Raw genomic sequence first — 15,270 nt, forward strand, 5'->3', positions numbered from 1 at the left:
CGATTTTAATCTCGGGGCACGCCAAATATGACTGGCAGACTGCATCTTTCACCTGCGGAATGGCCAGCACGCTCCGGAAATGTCCCTTCCCTCGACGGCGTACGTGGATGCAGCATATTGCTGGTCCTGATTGGCCACATGCTGCTTCCTTCAAGCCTTGTCGGAATAAGCGCGATCGGTCTGAAGGTCTTCTTCGTGCTCAGTGGCTTCCTGATCACAAGACTGCTGCTGGCCGAGAACAAGAATTCGGGCGGTATCAGCCTCAAAAACTTCTACATCCGCCGAGTGCTGCGCCTCTATCCGGTCCTCATCGTCTATGTCGGCGTCACCGCGACCACCATGATGCTTCGCGGACAGCCTGTCGTCCCGGTGGAAGTCGCGTCTGTCTTTTTCTACTTCGTGAATTATCTGATCATCCACTACGATCACATGGGTTACCCGCTGACGCTGCCCGTCGGGATACTCTGGTCGCTATCGGTGGAAGAGCATTTCTATCTTTTTGCTCCGCTCGCACTGGTTCTGATGCGGGGTGAGGCCAGGAAAATGCTGATGCTGGCTTTGGCGATCTGCGTGATCGCGCTCTGCCTGCGGCTCATCTATGCCTATAACGAGCCGGGCATCGTCAATACGCTCGAACTCTACCAGCGCTCAGAAACAAGGTTCGATTCCATCGCCTTCGGCGCGATCCTTGCATGTCTGCCGGAGTTTGACTGGGGCCGCCGCCTGATCACGTTCATGACCAGAAGGTCCGTGTTCTTCGTCTCGATGGCCATCATGCTGGCAACCTTTGCCCTTCGCGACAGCTATTTCCAGAATACGTGGCGGTTTACCTTCCAAGGCCTTGCGCTCATGCCGATCCTGGCATCGGTTATCTTCGCCAAGCCGGTTCCGCTTTTCAACCGCGTCCTCAATCTTCCGGTTATGATCTGGGTCGGGGCTTTGAGCTATTCGCTTTATGTGTGGCATGGAGCCGTCGTTTTCTTCTTTTCGGCGTGGCTCGAATTGCTACCCCATGCAATCATTTCTTGGGTTGAATTCGCGATCGCCTTCGTTTTTGCCATCCTGTCCTATTATCTGCTTGAGAAGCCCATCATGGGGCTTCGCAAGCGGTTCGGACATCGGATCACGCCGGTGGAGGCCACACCGTCACGCCTCCAGACTTCCGTGCAGACGAGCTCTGCCGCGAGCCCGAGCTGATCAGGCGCTGCACGGGTTTCTCATTCCAACCCTGCCCTAATTTCAAGACATTGAAGATCGCAGCGATATAAACCCAAGTCTAATTGAACCCTATTGCCGAGGACCTGCATGCCTGAGATTTGCCTGATGACCAAGGCCTGGAGATCAGGTGCCGCATGGGTTGCCCAGATGCTGGCTCAAGCGATTGCCGAGCAAGGTGCAACCATCGCCTTCGTCGCGCCACTTGCAGATCCCGCTGAACGTGATCCCAGACATCCTAATCTTAGCCGCATCGCCCAGCCGCGCGAACTTGTGGGAGACCACCCCAAGATCAAGAGGATCGTCGCTTCCCTCTCCCGCATCGGGCTTAGCGTCTTTTCCGTCCTGAAGCTCAGGTTCACAACACGCAATTTCATCTTCACGATTCCTGAGCCGTTGCTCTTCACGCTGCCAATGCTTGCCATCCTGCGCCTGACGGGCGCGAAAGTGATCTTCATTGTGCACGACGCGCAACCACACGCCTGGGCACTTCCCAAAGCACTTCGCGGGATCGAACGCGGCGCCCATGCGCTATCATATCGTCTGTCGACGATGCTGGTCACGCTGACGCCTGCGGCGAGAGACGCGCTGATCGAAGATTTCGGCATTCGTGACAGCAAAATTCACGTGATCCCACACGGTCCCTTTACGCTTGGCAAGGCGACCCCGCTTCCCGGCTCCGGCCGACTGCTCATCTTCGGTTCGCTGAGGCGGAACAAAAGCGTGCTTGAGGTCATTCAGGGGGTCACTCTGGCGCGTCGTGCCGGATCGGATGTGACACTTGTGCTTGCAGGCGAGCCGCTTAAACAGGAGCCTGGCTATTGGGATGAATGCCTTGCGGCCATTGCGGAAGACCCTGCCGGCTTCGATGTCAGAGAAGGCTTCCTGCCGGATGAAGCACTTCCCGACCTCATCGCGACAGTCGACTGTTTCATGCTCGCCTATCAGAATTTCAACTCCCAGAGCGGCGTCGGAGTTCTGGCCGCACTTGCGGCAAGGCCAGTGATCGGCACGAGATCAGGCGGTATTGATGAGCTTTTCGAGCGAGGGCTGGCTGGCCAGCTGATACAGGATGCTGTGACGCCTGAAAGTATCGCCGCAGCTATCATCGAGTTCCGCGGGGAAGACCTGAGCGCATGGCGACAAAAGGCCGAAGATGGTGCCATCAAGATCGCTGACACGCTTCGCTGGGATACTATCGCGGACGACTACATAGCACTCTGCCGCAAATCCTGAACGGGTTTGCCCAACGATATGCCTGTCTCTGGCATACCATATATCGGGCCGGACAGGTCGTTGTTTACCATCAATATATTGCAGGTGCGGAAGAAACGCGCATCCATTGATTGTGACCGCCAATTACATTATTATTTACTAATAAAAATATTGGGAGGCATCAATGGCGGTGTTTCACCTCGAAAGAGCATCCGCTGACGGCAATAAAAAGAAGGCAGGATCGAATTTGCGCGGGTGGCCACAGCGGCTCGGTGCGGCGATCATGGTTCCCATTGTCCTTGGGCTTATCGTATTGAAGCCGACATGGTTTGAGCCGGACGAGTAGTATCTCGCAAATTCGGTTCCACGTATTGGCCCGGTCCGAATTGATACGATTAGCAACCGTTCGCTAAAATTCGAGCATTGCACTTAAACAGACAGAAAATCGCAGGTGGTACACCCTTGAGAAGGCGGGATCACATAACGATCCCAGGTACTTTTCGTCGGAGAGCATCATGCTTGCCAAGACTGTTCTGGCTGCTTTGCTGATATCATCGGCCCTCGGTGTGGGTAGCGCTTTCGCCGGCCCTGCCGCGGGACTTGCGCGCCCTTTGCGCAGCGCGCCTCCCAGCCAGTTTATCACGGCGACAAAGTTTACCCTGGCACCCTTCGCTTTTGTGCGCTTCTGCAAGGACAATAGCGGAAGCTGCGATGCTGGCCGCGGCGATGCGGAAGTCTCAATGACCCCTGCGCTACGGGCCGAACTGCTGCGCATCAACTCCACGGTGAACAGAACGATCATCGCGCAGAATGACGATGACGGCGACGATGTTTGGGCACAGGACGTCACATCCGGCGACTGTGAAGACTTTGCGCTGACAAAACGTCATCAACTGATCAAAGCCGGATGGCCGACCAGAAGCCTTCGCATCGCAGTTGCTAAAACCCGCGCCGGCGAAGGCCATGCCGTACTTGTCGTTCGCACATCAGAGGGAGATTTGGTGCTCGACAACAGGACCTCGGCGGTCAGGACCTGGAACCAGACGGATCTGAAATGGATCAAGATCCAGTCGGGTGACAATCCTCGCCTGTGGTACGACATCTGACGACTTTTAACGCCCGCTCGCCGATTTCAAGCTTCGGGTAGGTCTGTAAGTTTTTGACCCGGTGGCGCCGGCGCCTGCCAACCTGGCTTCAGACCGGTTTCCTTGGAATAACGCACTGGGGCTGCACGTCGTTGATGACGCGCTGAACGGCCTGCGAAGGCGGATCCAGAAAACGACGCATATCATTGCCACTGGCGGAACATATCGCCCGGACATCATTGGCAATAATTTCGCCGACGAGTTGCAGGCTTGCCTCCGTAAGATGTCCATAGAAAGCGTAACGCGCAGCCAGAACCTGGGGCTCCGCCGGTGCGTAGAGCTGGGAATTATTCAGAAACTGAAGCATCTCGCTCGGCTGTTCGCCGGTCGCCTGATGCAATCTGGCCAATTTAAGCCAGAAGTCCCCATTCGTGGGCAAACAACCTAGTGCGTGGCGACCAAAGGCTTCGGCTCGCTCCATGGCCATTACCCAGCTATCATAACCGGTATCTTGGTTTTCAGTCTCCAGCTCCGCCAGCAAAATGGTGTAACCGCTTTTGACGAATATCCCCTGACAGATGCCGGCTTCCCGTACACCCTCTGCAACAGGAACCAGCTCCCTGACCGCCTGCGTTGCCGTTGGCGTGCCGCTTTCAAGGCGGTGAGCCATCGGTAAAAGAGCACCGAAGCGGACAAAACGTGCGATTTGTGTCGCGGAAAGCCACAAGACAAAGATCGACAGCGCGAGGAGGATGCCGACAAGCGCAGGGCTTCTTCCACGATGCATGTGGTTTAACTAGACTCGTGATAATAGCGGGAGTAGCGGGAGTAGTAATAATCGTTGGAGCCATAGTCGTGGTACAGCTTCAATCGATCCTGATCGACTTTGTTGAGGATCACACCGATGCATTTGTCCCGCACCTGCGGATTTGCATTGAGGACTTCGATCGCAACCCGTCGCGCTGTCGCACCCCACTCCGCCACAAAGATGAAGCCATCGACGCGATCCGCAATTGCGCGCGCATCCACGACAGGGCCGAGCGGCGGCAAATCGACAACAATATAATCGTACTGTTCGCTCACCTTCTTCAGCAGCCCTCGCATGCCTGACGAGGCCAGCAGTTCGGAAGAGTGCGGCGTTCTCTGACGCACTACCGCCGGCAATACCGACAGGCCGGTTGCATCGTCGCTCAAGAGCAGGCGATCCAGATCCTGGCCGTCCAGCAGCGCTTCCAGCAAGCCTGCATCGGCATGACGTGCAATGGCTCGCGTAGTACCCGGATTGCGAAGATCAGCATCGATCAGAAGCGTCTTGCTGCCCTGGCGAGCAAGAAGTTCGGCGAAGTTGATCGAGATTGCAGACTTTCCTTCGGCCGGCAGTGACGACACGACGCCGATCACCTTACAGGGCTTATCCGAGAAACGAAGATCTGCCGCAATCTTTGCGCTTCTGAGAGTTTCGGCAAACGGTGACAACGGGTGCTCAACCACATAAGTCACAAGCGGGCTTGTCTTCTGAATGAGCCCCGGCTTCTGCTGGACATCGCTCTTGGCACGACCTGCAGCATTCACAACAAGCGGCGTCATGCCGAGGAATTCAAGGCCCAGGTAATCCTGGACCTGTTTTCCGGTGCGGAAGAACCGGTCCCGATATTCCCTCCAGCCTCCAACGCTCGCACCCGCAGCAGCCCCCAGAAGGAAGAAAAGTGCAAGAGTTAGAGGCTTTTTCGGATGGCTGGGGCCTGCAGGCGGAACTGCATTGGTAATAATGCGCGCTTCGGTAACAGGGAAAGACTGTTGCTGGATTGCTTCCTGATATCGCTGCAGGAAAGTCTGATACAGGTTCTTGTAGGTCTCGGCCTCGCGCTCTAGTTCACGCAACTGAACCTGGGTCAGGTTGGCGGTTGCGCTCACGCCCGTCGCCTGACTAACAGATTGCGTCAGGTTCTTCTCGCGGGCAATGGCAACATCGAGATCGCTCTTGTAGCTTTCGGCGATACGATTGAGTTCAGCGAACATCTGCCTCTGATACTCGGCCATTTCGCTACGCAGGCGAGCAGCCTGAATGTGGCTCGAGCCCAGCCGGTCGGAAATCTCCGTCTCACGCTTGGATGCAGCAAGATACTTCTGCCGCAACTCATTAGCGACAGGATTGTCGAGTAGATCAGTCACCATTGCATCGGACTGGCCCGATGCAATGATATTTTCGATGCGCTCAAGACGTGCCTGAGCCTTCGACGTATCGGACTGAGCGACGATCAGCGCGCTGTTCAGTTCCGACAACTGCTGATCAGACATAAGCACGCTACCAGCAGCAACGAGCCCATGCTCGCCGCGAAATTTCTGAACCGCGAGATCGGAGTCGAGCGCCTTCTGGCGCAGTTCCGCAATGCGATCCTGCAACCAATCACTTGCACGACGCGTCGCATCATATTTCGAATTCAGCTTGTCGACGAGATAAGAGTCACCGATCGCGTTTGCGACGCGCGCTGCCATATCCGCAGATGGAGACCTGTAGCTTACTTCGAGAACGTAGGTGCGATCGACCCTCATCACACTCATATTGGCAAGGACTGCATCAGCGGCCGCGCGGCGCTTTTCCTCGCTTGTCGGGATGTCAGCCGGTTTGGACCCAAGCCAACCGGTCACAGTTACCAGCGACCGCACGGTTCCCATGATCGTCTGTATCAACGAGGGTCTTGCCGTCATGAATGTCGGATCATTCGACAGGTCGAGCTTGTCCACCACGGTCAGAGCCACGGTATCCGACATCAGCAACTCAACTTGGCTGAGGACAGTCGGCTCGTCATCGGTAACACCGCCGATGGTGGAAAGCTGCTGGACGACCTCGCTGTTACCGCGGTCGATCAGGATCTTTGTGCTCGCAGTGTAAAGCGGCACGGCGGTGATGATGTTCACGACGCCGAGAGCAAGCGCCACAGCAATGCAAACGGCAACAACCAACCATTGCCGGCGGACTATTGCGAAAATCGCCTCGAAGTCTATGCCACGGGGCGATTTATCGTCATCCGTGTCGTCAACCCGCCAGTTTCTCTGAAAGTCCCGGTTATGGAGCTGCAATTGACGACCTCGATATGGGATGGCTTAGCAGTTCGGAGTGGAGCAGCTTATGTCGCCGCTATAAGTAACGTTTCGCAGACTGAAGGTCTGCACGCTCGTCGGCGTTGAAGTCGAGCCGTCACCGGAAGTGCCGGCACCACCATCGGAGGCCCCTCCTCCGCCGATCGCAGATGCGCCGCCAGCCGCCGCAGCGCCACCAGCAGCGCCTCCACCGAGCGCCGCGGTCTGTGTTTCATTCAGACCTGAAGTAAATGCCGTCTCAAGCCCGGCCACTTCGACATCGGCAATTGCGGCCTGGATCTGGGCAACATATTCAGGATCGGCTGCAACGCATGAGCGAGCCACGCGCGCGAGACCGGCGCCGATCGCGGCGGCCTGGGATGGGCTGGCCTGCTTGGCAAGAGCCAGAAGCGGCGCAAGCGCATCGGCGCTGGAACCGGCAAGAGAGCGCACTTGGCTGGAAAGAGTGAGGCCACCGGATGGAAACTGGGTCAGCAATGCATCAGGAGCATCGAGAAAGGCCTGAATATCGGCGTTCGGCAGCTTGGCCGGCTCAACGAAACAACCTGCAGCCGGAGCGCTTGTCTGAGCACTGGCGCCAGCAATTCCAAATACTGCTGAGATAATCGCACCTGCAGCGGCGATTTTAGTGATGTTATTGATATAACGAGCACGCATTATACTTCTCCACCTTGGGCACTTCGACTGCAGCTTTTGCACGGATACATGCCACGATCAAGTTAAAGGTTAAGCCAAAGTTAATAACGATAGAAACCCAATATTTACGTCAGTTTAAGTCCCGAATAGCATCACGCGTGGATACTGCATCGGACGTTACGCCGGAAGCAGTCGACGTGACAGCATTCAGAATCTCCAGGAACTTCAGGACTTCCACGGAGTCGGAATTCGATACGTAAATGACGTCCTTGTCCTGCATCGGGAACTTCTGTACCGCGAAGAACGCACCGGGATCACGAAGATTGGCTCGGAAGATAACGGGGACGGTATTTCCCGTAAACTTCGCCGTATCTACACCAAGCTTGGACAGGAAGCTCTTTTCCACAGTGCGATAGAGCATCAACTGAGCCGGGTTAGCCCGGGCATCAAGAAGCCCGCCGGCCTTGCCGAGGGCTTCACCCAAAGTCAGGTTCGACTCCTCGAAATCGAAGCGACCATTCAGGCCGGATGCGCCGAAGGCCAGATAAGTACGGCGCTCGCGATCAACGAGGATCGTATCGCCGGGAGCAACATAGATATTTTCAGACGGCGTCGCCACGAGATGATCGTACTGTACGGTCGCAGACTTGCCGCGACGCTGCAGCGTCACATAAGTTTCGACGCCCGGCGCGCTCAGGCCACCGGCTTCCGACAGGACATCAAGAATGCGTTCGCCGGCTTCCGTAAGCTCGATCTTTGACGGAGTGCGAACGTCGCCGAGAACGGAGACCTGCGCCGAACGGCTTTCAACCTTCGTTATGACTACCTGTGGCTCGATCGCGCGGTTAGCGAGAACGTCTTCAATGTCACGCTGGACATCTTCAACAGCGCGACCAGCAGCACGAACACGGCCGGCATAAGGAACGCTCAACGTGCCATCGCGGTCGATCGTCTGCTGCGGAAGAGTTACATAATTGCCGGGACGGCTGCCTGCGTCGTTGGGGATGAACAAACCGCCAGATTGCGATTCAAAAATGGAAACCTGAACGATGTCACCGACACCGAGGGGCAGGCTCGGGGCGCCACCACGCCCACCACCGAAACCACCAACGAGCGAGGTGGCGGTTGCCGACTGGACAAAATTCAGGACGGTCTTGTTGAGATCGACCAAAGCATAGTCGATGCCAACAGCCTGCGGTTTTTTCGCAGAGGTTACCCTCGCCGTCGCCTGTGACTCGACATCTTTCACTGCCGGGCCGGAGCTCGGCAAGGATGTGCAACTCGTCAATGCCGTCGTCGACATGATTAGGAAAGTAGCGGCGGCTTTGATTTTCACTTTTTATCCCCTGAAACCCGCCGCCAATATGCATGAACCAGCCGCTCTGGCCAGACCAGTTGCCCCGACCAATTTGAAACAAGTAGTTCTTGCCGACGAGCTGTTGCGCCCTCGCAACATATTACAAATACACGAATAACGAATGGTTACGCTTAAGTTAATCCCGCACAATAACTGGGCGATGAAATGTTCAGAAGATTAGTTAACAGGCATCCTCTTTATTCCTGATCGCAGCGGCAGCAGATTTTCTGTCAGTAACTCAACAGGAAAACACCGAAAAATAACAGTCCTCAATTCTCGACAAGAAAAACTAAGGATTGATATTGCCGCTCTTCACAACCATCACGGATATCGTGCCGACGATGATTTGCCTGGCGGGTTCAGGCTGATTGTTACAAGTGGCGCCAGCAGGACCGCGACGATGACAGCCATCCCCGAGATCTGCAGTGAAAAGTCGAAGGCCGAATGAATGGCGACAAGCAAAAGGGCAGAAAGGCCTATCTCTGGCCCAAAGCGCAGCCCACGCCGCTGTCGCAAGCCGATCCAGAAAAAGCGGAGCAACATCAGAAATGCTACCATCGCCATCATCACAAACATCAGGCCGAATGTAAAAATTCCCTCCAGATAGAAGTTATGCGCCCGGCCCCAAATACCATAGAGGCCACAGGCCGGATCGCGGTAACCGGGAAAAACATCCTCGAAGCTTGCAAGACCCGCCCCCCACGGAAACTGGTTGGCAACCGCAGACAAGATGCCCGGCATGACACAGTAACGACTATCGCCCACCCCCTGCGCCTCCGCCCGCAACAATGTTCTGCCGCCGAAAATCTGAAGCACCAGGAACAAGATCAGCACGATGGCGACCAATTGGAGGCTGCGCTTCAGCCATGGCGCAATGCGCGGTGCAGAAGACGGCCGTCCTACTCTTTGTCTTTTAGACCGGCGGAACAGCCGGAGTACAAGGAGGCAGGTTATTGCAAAGAGACAGGAAAGAAGACCAGCGCGAGATTTAGTCAGCATGAGCGCAATCAGCGAGGTCGAAAACCACAGCCCATAACCAAGCGCTCGCCACTTGCTGTCGCGGTACCACCAGCGTCGCAAATCGGCAAAACCGATCCCCGGATCACCTAGCGCGTGAAGAAGCAAGGCGAGGTTCAGCAGGAGGATCAGACCAAAGTAGGTGGCTGCGGTATTTCGATTGACGAAAAAGCCGGTGAGGCTATCCAGATAGGCAATCTTGGGCCAGAAGAGCAAGGCATCCGGCGCAACCTCGAATTGGAGGATAGACAAGACAGAAACGATTCCGCCTGATACCGCAAGGGCTTTGACAGCTCCAACTGCACGATCATCAGTGTCGAACAACAGCAAGGCGAGCATAAATATTCCGAGCGGCAGGGCGATCCGCAAGGCAGAGGGCCAATCGTCTCCTGGCGCAAGCGATATGCTCGCGCTGCCGGAGGGCGCGATGCCGGCAACATCCTGCCAAGCAGGCTGCGCAAACAAAGCGGAAGGCAGGGGCATCGCCTGCAGCGCAACCCACGCAAAAGCCATGATGATCAGAACCAGAGCCGAAACCAAGGCAACCCTGGTTCGCTCCGATATGCCGTTTACGATCGACACAACGGCGATCATCAAGAACACCGGCACGACCATTAGCGCGACCGTCTGGATCTCGACGGCACCGTAATTCAGGAGCCCGATCACGATCGGCCCCCAGAACAGCAGAACCAGCATGTAGCGCAGCCCCTTGCTGCCGGTGCGTTCCAGCGAAAGTTCCGACATCATCTCCTCAGGCCCCTTAGCCATGCGCCCGGTCGCTGTCGCAATAGACATCCAGACAGCTCATAAGCTCCCGCGCCCGCCAGCAAGATCGAAATCAGCATTCATACAGTCGGCCACGAGGTTTGCAGACGTGAGCTTGTATCGAATACACCGATGTAACGAAAGCATAGACGACAGTAGAGCAAAGCATTTTTTGTATACACTTAAAAAACCCGTGTGCATCACCATGAAAGCCGAAAGCAGCTGCAACGAACCATCTTGGCGATCGTGATAAAAGCGCCACGCCGTCCTTTGCGATCCTTACCTTCTGCAAGAATTCGGCCAGCCGATTGAGACAGCCCGATCTGCTCCGCCTCAGGAACTCGCCCCTCCCCCAGAACTGCCAGTCGAAAAGGCGATCAGGAACGCTCATCCACAGGCATGTCGTATTGTTTCAATGCACATTCCCGAAACAGCGCGTTCGGCGCCAGCTGAAATTAAAGAAGCATAAACCATATGCTTTGACAGCGTTTTAACCATCGCCAAAGCCGAGGCATGATCAGAATCATGACACGGCGTTTTAAAAATTATCTCCTGGTTTTCAGTATCTCGTTGGCGATGTGGGCACTCGTCATCGGGTTCATATTTTACATGTGGTAACGGGCCACCTTCCGAACAATAACGCCTAAGTTGCACCATTTCTCGCCCAGCGTTAATGCAAATTCGCACAACAACTCCCGCAAATAAAGGCGTACGGACGGTACAGGCGCACGCAAACCGCGCATCTAGGAGAGAGATGGATGCGCCTTAACCCACTATAAACAGGCACGAATCGACCGGCATTACTTGGGATTGCTCACTTAAGTGCAGCCCACATGCGTGCATATACATCGCAACGGGCATCGTATTTAACCTTTTTTTAATTTCTTCGCTGACAGCGCGATAGTTGTGCGCTATTAGATCAATATAAAGTTGATCCATAATATACTTGTGCGGTGAATCCGGTGAATATCCTACAGTTGGACGGACCCGAAACATTATCTCCCAATAGCGCGACATCGCAATTGGGGTTGAACCAGCTGCGGACCAGGATTTACTGGCATTTCGTGGCCAAAAGGTTCATCGACGTCATAATTTCGGCCAGTGCTCTGGTAATTCTGGCACCGGTGCTGCTGACTGTCTGCCTACTCATCAAGATTGAGAGTAAAGGTCCGGTTTCCTTCAGGCAGAACCGATGGGGCAAAGATTGCAAGCTTATCAGGATCTATAAATTCCGCTCCATGTATGTCGAACAATGCGACCACTCCGGAGTTGCTCAGACCGTTCGGGATGATCCACGCATCACCAGAGTGGGACGGGTCATACGGCGCCTGAATATCGACGAACTGCCACAATTGCTGAACGTGCTGAAGGGTGACATGTCACTTGTCGGTCCTCGCTGCCACGCTGTCGGGATGCTTGCGGCCGGCATACCCTATGAAGAACTCGTGCCGGACTATCACGATCGGCACACAATGCGCCCCGGCATGACTGGCCTTGCCCAGATGCGCGGCCTCAGAGGACCGACCGATCGTGCCTCCAAGGCAAGGGCACGCATTGCCTGCGACCTCCACTATGTCCAAAACTTCTCTCTGTGGATGGATATTTCAATCATGGCGGGAACCGTCTACTCCGAAATCAAGGGCGGCAACGGGTTTTGAGCATGGGTTGGCATCCAACTGTCCCAAGCCTTAATAATCGCGCCAAGCACATTATCATCCGCTTTGCGAAGCAGGTTTCAGGCTGAATCTGCTGGCGGCGGGTATTCTGCCGATAACTGTCGCCGAGTTCGGGCGTTAAATATATTTTCTGAAAGTCGGGCAAAATCTGAGCGTATCGTCTAAGTAGACGAGGCTTACAATATAATGGATTGGCGATGAAATTCGGCACGAGCGGACTGAGAGGCCTGGTTACCGATCTCGAAGGGCGTGCATCAGCACTTTATGCACAGGCATTCGCGACCCACCTGATTCGAAGCGGTCTTGCAAAGACCGGAGATCATATTCTGGTCGGACGTGACTTCCGCCCTTCCAGCCCATCCATCACCGCAACCTGCATAGGTGCGCTGGAGCGCGCGGGATTGGTCCCGCTCGATTGCGGAGCGCTGCCGACACCGGCGCTTGCACTTTATGGGCTGGAGACCGGCGCTGCTTCGCTGATGATCACCGGTTCCCATATTCCGGCCGATCGTAACGGCATCAAGTTCTATCGCGCGGACGGCGAAATCGACAAACAGGACGAATTGCAGATCTCGGCGATCGCCACCGAACTGGGTGATGCCGAGATCGATGCAACGCCTGGCACGGCACCCGACAAAAGCGATGCTGCGAATGCGCTGTTTGCCAAGCGTGTTTTATCCATCCTGCCGGCCGGCGCGCTCACCGGATTGAAAATCGGCGTCTATCAGCATTCGACCGTCGCACGCGACCTGCTGGTCGAAGCGATCCGGCACTACGGGGCCGAGGTTGTCGAACTCGGATTTTCGGAGGATTTCATTCCGGTCGATACGGAGGCGGTTTCACCGGAGACGATCGCGTCGCTGCGCCAATGGGTTCGTGAACACGGTCTGGACGCTATCGTTTCAGCCGATGGCGACGGAGACCGCCCTCTCCTGTCCGATGAAACCGGCGAGCCGGTACGCGGCGACCTGCTCGGACTGATCTCCTCCCTCTTCCTCGGCGCAGACGTGGTCGTGACACCGGTCACATCCAATTCCGGCATCGAGGCGAACGGCAGCTTTCGCGTGGTTCGCACGCGGGTGGGCTCTCCCTTCGTCATTGCCGGCATGAGCGAGGCACTGGCAGCGGGGCATGAGAAGGTCATGGGGTTCGAGGCCAATGGCGGCCTGCTGACAGCCTCCACCTTCTCCCTGTCGAGCGGATCGATCCGTCCGCTGCCGACACGCGACAGCTTTCTTCCCGTATTGGCGCCTCTCTGGCTTGCCGCGCAAAAGAAACTGCGCCTTTCGCAACTGGCAGAAGATTTCCGGATGCCGGTTGCCATGGCGGACCGGCTGGAAAATTTTCCGATCGAGACGAGTTCCGCACTGATGAAATATCTCAGGCAATCGGACAAGAACCTCGAGACGTTCCTGTCGCCGATCGGCAAAGTTTCAAAGCAAAGCGATATCGACGGTTTGAGGGTCACCCTTGAGGACGGTCGCATCATCCATCTGCGTCCATCGGGCAATGCACCCGAAATGCGCTGCTATGTCGAGGCACCGACGGAAGAGGCTGCTGCGGCGCTGCTTGAAGATGGTCTGGCGCTGATCCGGCGCTTTGCGACCGAACGCAATATCTAAAGACAATTCCGGCACTGAACACAGAACGGCACAAGGCGGGGCAAGCATGACTGACAAGATCATTCCGGTAATCATGGCGGGTGGCAAGGGAACGCGTCTTTGGCCGCTTTCGCGTGCGAGCGCGCCAAAACAGTTCATCCAGTTCACCGATGATCTCAGCCTGTTCCAGAAGACGCTGGAGCGCATTTCCGACAGCAGCCACTACGAGGCGCCTGTCGTCATCACCAATGAGGATTTCCGCTTTCTCGTTGCCGAGCAGGCCCGCGAACTGGACATCAAGCTCTCCGGCGTGCTGCTGGAGCCGACCGCGCGCAATACTGCGCCGGCCGTCGCGGCTGCCGCCGCCTTCGTGATGAAGAAATTCGGCGATGACGCCATCATCCAGGTTCTCGCTTCCGATCATGAGATCGTCTCCGGCCAAAGCTATCAGGAAGCCATCGACATCGCATTCAAGACTGCCAAGGCTGGCAAGCTCGTCACCTTCGGTATCATGCCGACCGAAGCGGCAACCGGTTACGGTTATATAGAAGTTGGCAAAGATCTCGGTGACGGTGCCAAGGCTGTGAAACGTTTCGTCGAGAAGCCGGATGCCGACAAGGCCGCTGCCATGCTGGGTGCCGGCGGCTTCCTGTGGAACTCGGGCATCTTCATGTTTGGCGCCGCACAGGTTCTCTCCGAAATGCAGAAATATGCGCCCGCCGTTGCCGATGCGGCGGCTGCATCCGTTGCCAAGGCGCAGAACGATCTCGACTTCGTGCGGCTCGATGCAGAGGCGTTCAGCAAGGCCACCGACATTTCCATCGATTATGCGATCATGGAAAAGACCGCCAATGCTGCGGTCGTCCCCTCCTCCTTCTCCTGGTCCGACATGGGAAGCTGGGATGCCGTATGGAAGCTCGGCAAGCAGGATACCGACGGCAACGTCGCGCTCGGAAATGCTACGGTCGTCAACACCCGCAATTCGCTCGTCATGTCGCGCACCAGCCATCTCGCAGTTCAGGGATTGGATGGCGTTGCCGTCATCGCCAGCGAGGACGCCGTCTATGTCGGCAAGCTCGATGAGAGCCAAAGTGTCGGTTCTCTGGTCAAGCTGCTCGGATCAACCAAAGGCACCGCAGCACTGACCCAGACCCATCCGACCTCCTATCGCCCCTGGGGCGGATATACGTCGATCCTCAACGGTGACCGGTTCCAGGTGAAGCGGCTGTTCGTGACGCCGGGCAAGAAGCTGTCGTTGCAGAAGCATCATCACCGGTCCGAACACTGGATCTGCGTCAAGGGTACGGCGGAAGTCACGGTTGGCGACGAGATCAAGATCGTGCGCGAAAACGAGTCGGTCTACATTCCGCAGGGCGAAGTCCACCGCCTCGCAAATCCCGGCAAGATCATGCTCGAAATGATTGAGGTACAGACCGGTTCCTATCTCGGGGAAGACGACATCATCCGCATTGTCGATGAGTTCGGACGAGGGTAATAACTGCCCTGACAAAAAGCGTAGCCGGTACTTATGTTGCCGGCTACGGTGTCATCGATCTGTCGGCGAAAAGTCTTATCGGTCGATTGGCATGATTTGATAGGAA

At 56.1% G+C, this 15,270-nt stretch carries 12 protein-coding genes; 7 read left to right on the forward strand and 5 right to left on the reverse strand.

Going from position 1 to position 15,270, the window contains the following annotated elements; genetic code table 11:
- Positions 1 to 27 precede the first annotated feature (27 nt).
- The 3 genes from HNQ72_RS08575 (at position 28) to HNQ72_RS08585 (ending at position 3,536) form a co-directional block, all read left to right on the forward strand.
- Positions 28 to 1,197 carry an acyltransferase family protein gene (locus tag HNQ72_RS08575; protein ID WP_280518250.1) on the forward strand — a complete coding sequence of 390 codons (1,170 nt, stop codon included), beginning with the start codon at positions 28 to 30 and terminating at the stop codon, positions 1,195 to 1,197.
- Between the two features lie 108 nt (positions 1,198 to 1,305).
- Positions 1,306 to 2,451: a glycosyltransferase family 4 protein gene (locus HNQ72_RS08580; RefSeq protein WP_183991630.1), complete on the forward strand. Its 1,146-nt coding sequence runs from the start codon at positions 1,306 to 1,308 to the stop codon at positions 2,449 to 2,451.
- Positions 2,452 to 2,945: 494 nt separating this feature from the next.
- Positions 2,946 to 3,536 carry a transglutaminase-like cysteine peptidase gene (locus HNQ72_RS08585; protein WP_183991632.1) on the forward strand — a complete coding sequence of 197 codons (591 nt, stop codon included), beginning with the start codon at positions 2,946 to 2,948 and terminating at the stop codon, positions 3,534 to 3,536.
- An 88-nt stretch (positions 3,537 to 3,624) separates the two neighbouring features.
- Here the strand turns inward: HNQ72_RS08585 and HNQ72_RS08590 are convergent, their stop codons facing one another.
- The 4 genes from HNQ72_RS08590 to HNQ72_RS08605 all read right to left on the reverse strand — a co-directional run bounded on the left by HNQ72_RS08590 (position 3,625) and on the right by HNQ72_RS08605 (position 8,424).
- A complete protein-coding gene (locus HNQ72_RS08590) occupies positions 3,625 to 4,302 on the reverse strand; it encodes a hypothetical protein (RefSeq protein ID WP_183991634.1) in 678 nt (225 codons plus the stop codon).
- Positions 4,303 to 4,307: 5 nt separating this feature from the next.
- Positions 4,308 to 6,596, reverse strand: coding sequence for a polysaccharide biosynthesis tyrosine autokinase (locus HNQ72_RS08595; protein ID WP_210319547.1), 2,289 nt, complete (start codon positions 6,594 to 6,596; stop codon positions 4,308 to 4,310).
- A 24-nt stretch (positions 6,597 to 6,620) separates the two neighbouring features.
- On the reverse strand, positions 6,621 to 7,274 hold the full coding sequence (locus HNQ72_RS08600) for a hypothetical protein (RefSeq protein ID WP_183991636.1): 654 nt from the start codon (positions 7,272 to 7,274) through the stop codon (positions 6,621 to 6,623).
- Positions 7,275 to 7,383: 109 nt separating this feature from the next.
- Positions 7,384 to 8,424 (reverse strand): polysaccharide biosynthesis/export family protein, encoded by a 1,041-nt coding sequence (locus HNQ72_RS08605; protein WP_244654245.1) that lies wholly within the window; start codon positions 8,422 to 8,424, stop codon positions 7,384 to 7,386.
- A 10-nt stretch (positions 8,425 to 8,434) separates the two neighbouring features.
- Here HNQ72_RS08605 and HNQ72_RS30495 point away from each other — a divergent pair, with 10 nt between their 5' ends.
- On the forward strand, positions 8,435 to 8,728 hold the full coding sequence (locus HNQ72_RS30495) for a hypothetical protein (RefSeq protein WP_244654244.1): 294 nt from the start codon (positions 8,435 to 8,437) through the stop codon (positions 8,726 to 8,728).
- Between the two features lie 203 nt (positions 8,729 to 8,931).
- Here HNQ72_RS30495 and HNQ72_RS08610 read toward each other — a convergent pair whose 3' ends face one another.
- Complete coding sequence (locus HNQ72_RS08610) at positions 8,932 to 10,323, reverse strand: O-antigen ligase family protein (protein ID WP_183991638.1); 1,392 nt, start codon at positions 10,321 to 10,323, stop codon at positions 8,932 to 8,934.
- Between the two features lie 1,091 nt (positions 10,324 to 11,414).
- Here HNQ72_RS08610 and HNQ72_RS08615 point away from each other — a divergent pair.
- The 3 genes from HNQ72_RS08615 (at position 11,415) to HNQ72_RS08625 (ending at position 15,164) form a co-directional block, all read left to right on the forward strand.
- Positions 11,415 to 12,050 carry a sugar transferase gene (locus tag HNQ72_RS08615; RefSeq protein ID WP_244654336.1) on the forward strand — a complete coding sequence of 212 codons (636 nt, stop codon included), beginning with the start codon at positions 11,415 to 11,417 and terminating at the stop codon, positions 12,048 to 12,050.
- Between the two features lie 215 nt (positions 12,051 to 12,265).
- Positions 12,266 to 13,690: a phosphomannomutase gene (locus HNQ72_RS08620; RefSeq protein ID WP_183991640.1), complete on the forward strand. Its 1,425-nt coding sequence runs from the start codon at positions 12,266 to 12,268 to the stop codon at positions 13,688 to 13,690.
- 46 nt (positions 13,691 to 13,736) lie between these two features.
- The gene (locus HNQ72_RS08625; protein ID WP_183991642.1) at positions 13,737 to 15,164 is read left to right on the forward strand and encodes a mannose-1-phosphate guanylyltransferase/mannose-6-phosphate isomerase; all 1,428 of its coding nucleotides are present in this window, start codon (positions 13,737 to 13,739) and stop codon (positions 15,162 to 15,164) included.
- Positions 15,165 to 15,270 lie beyond the last annotated feature (106 nt).

Origin of the sequence: Aliirhizobium wenxiniae (assembly GCF_014201355.1) — a bacterium.
Classification (GTDB): domain Bacteria; phylum Pseudomonadota; class Alphaproteobacteria; order Rhizobiales; family Rhizobiaceae; genus Neorhizobium; species Neorhizobium wenxiniae.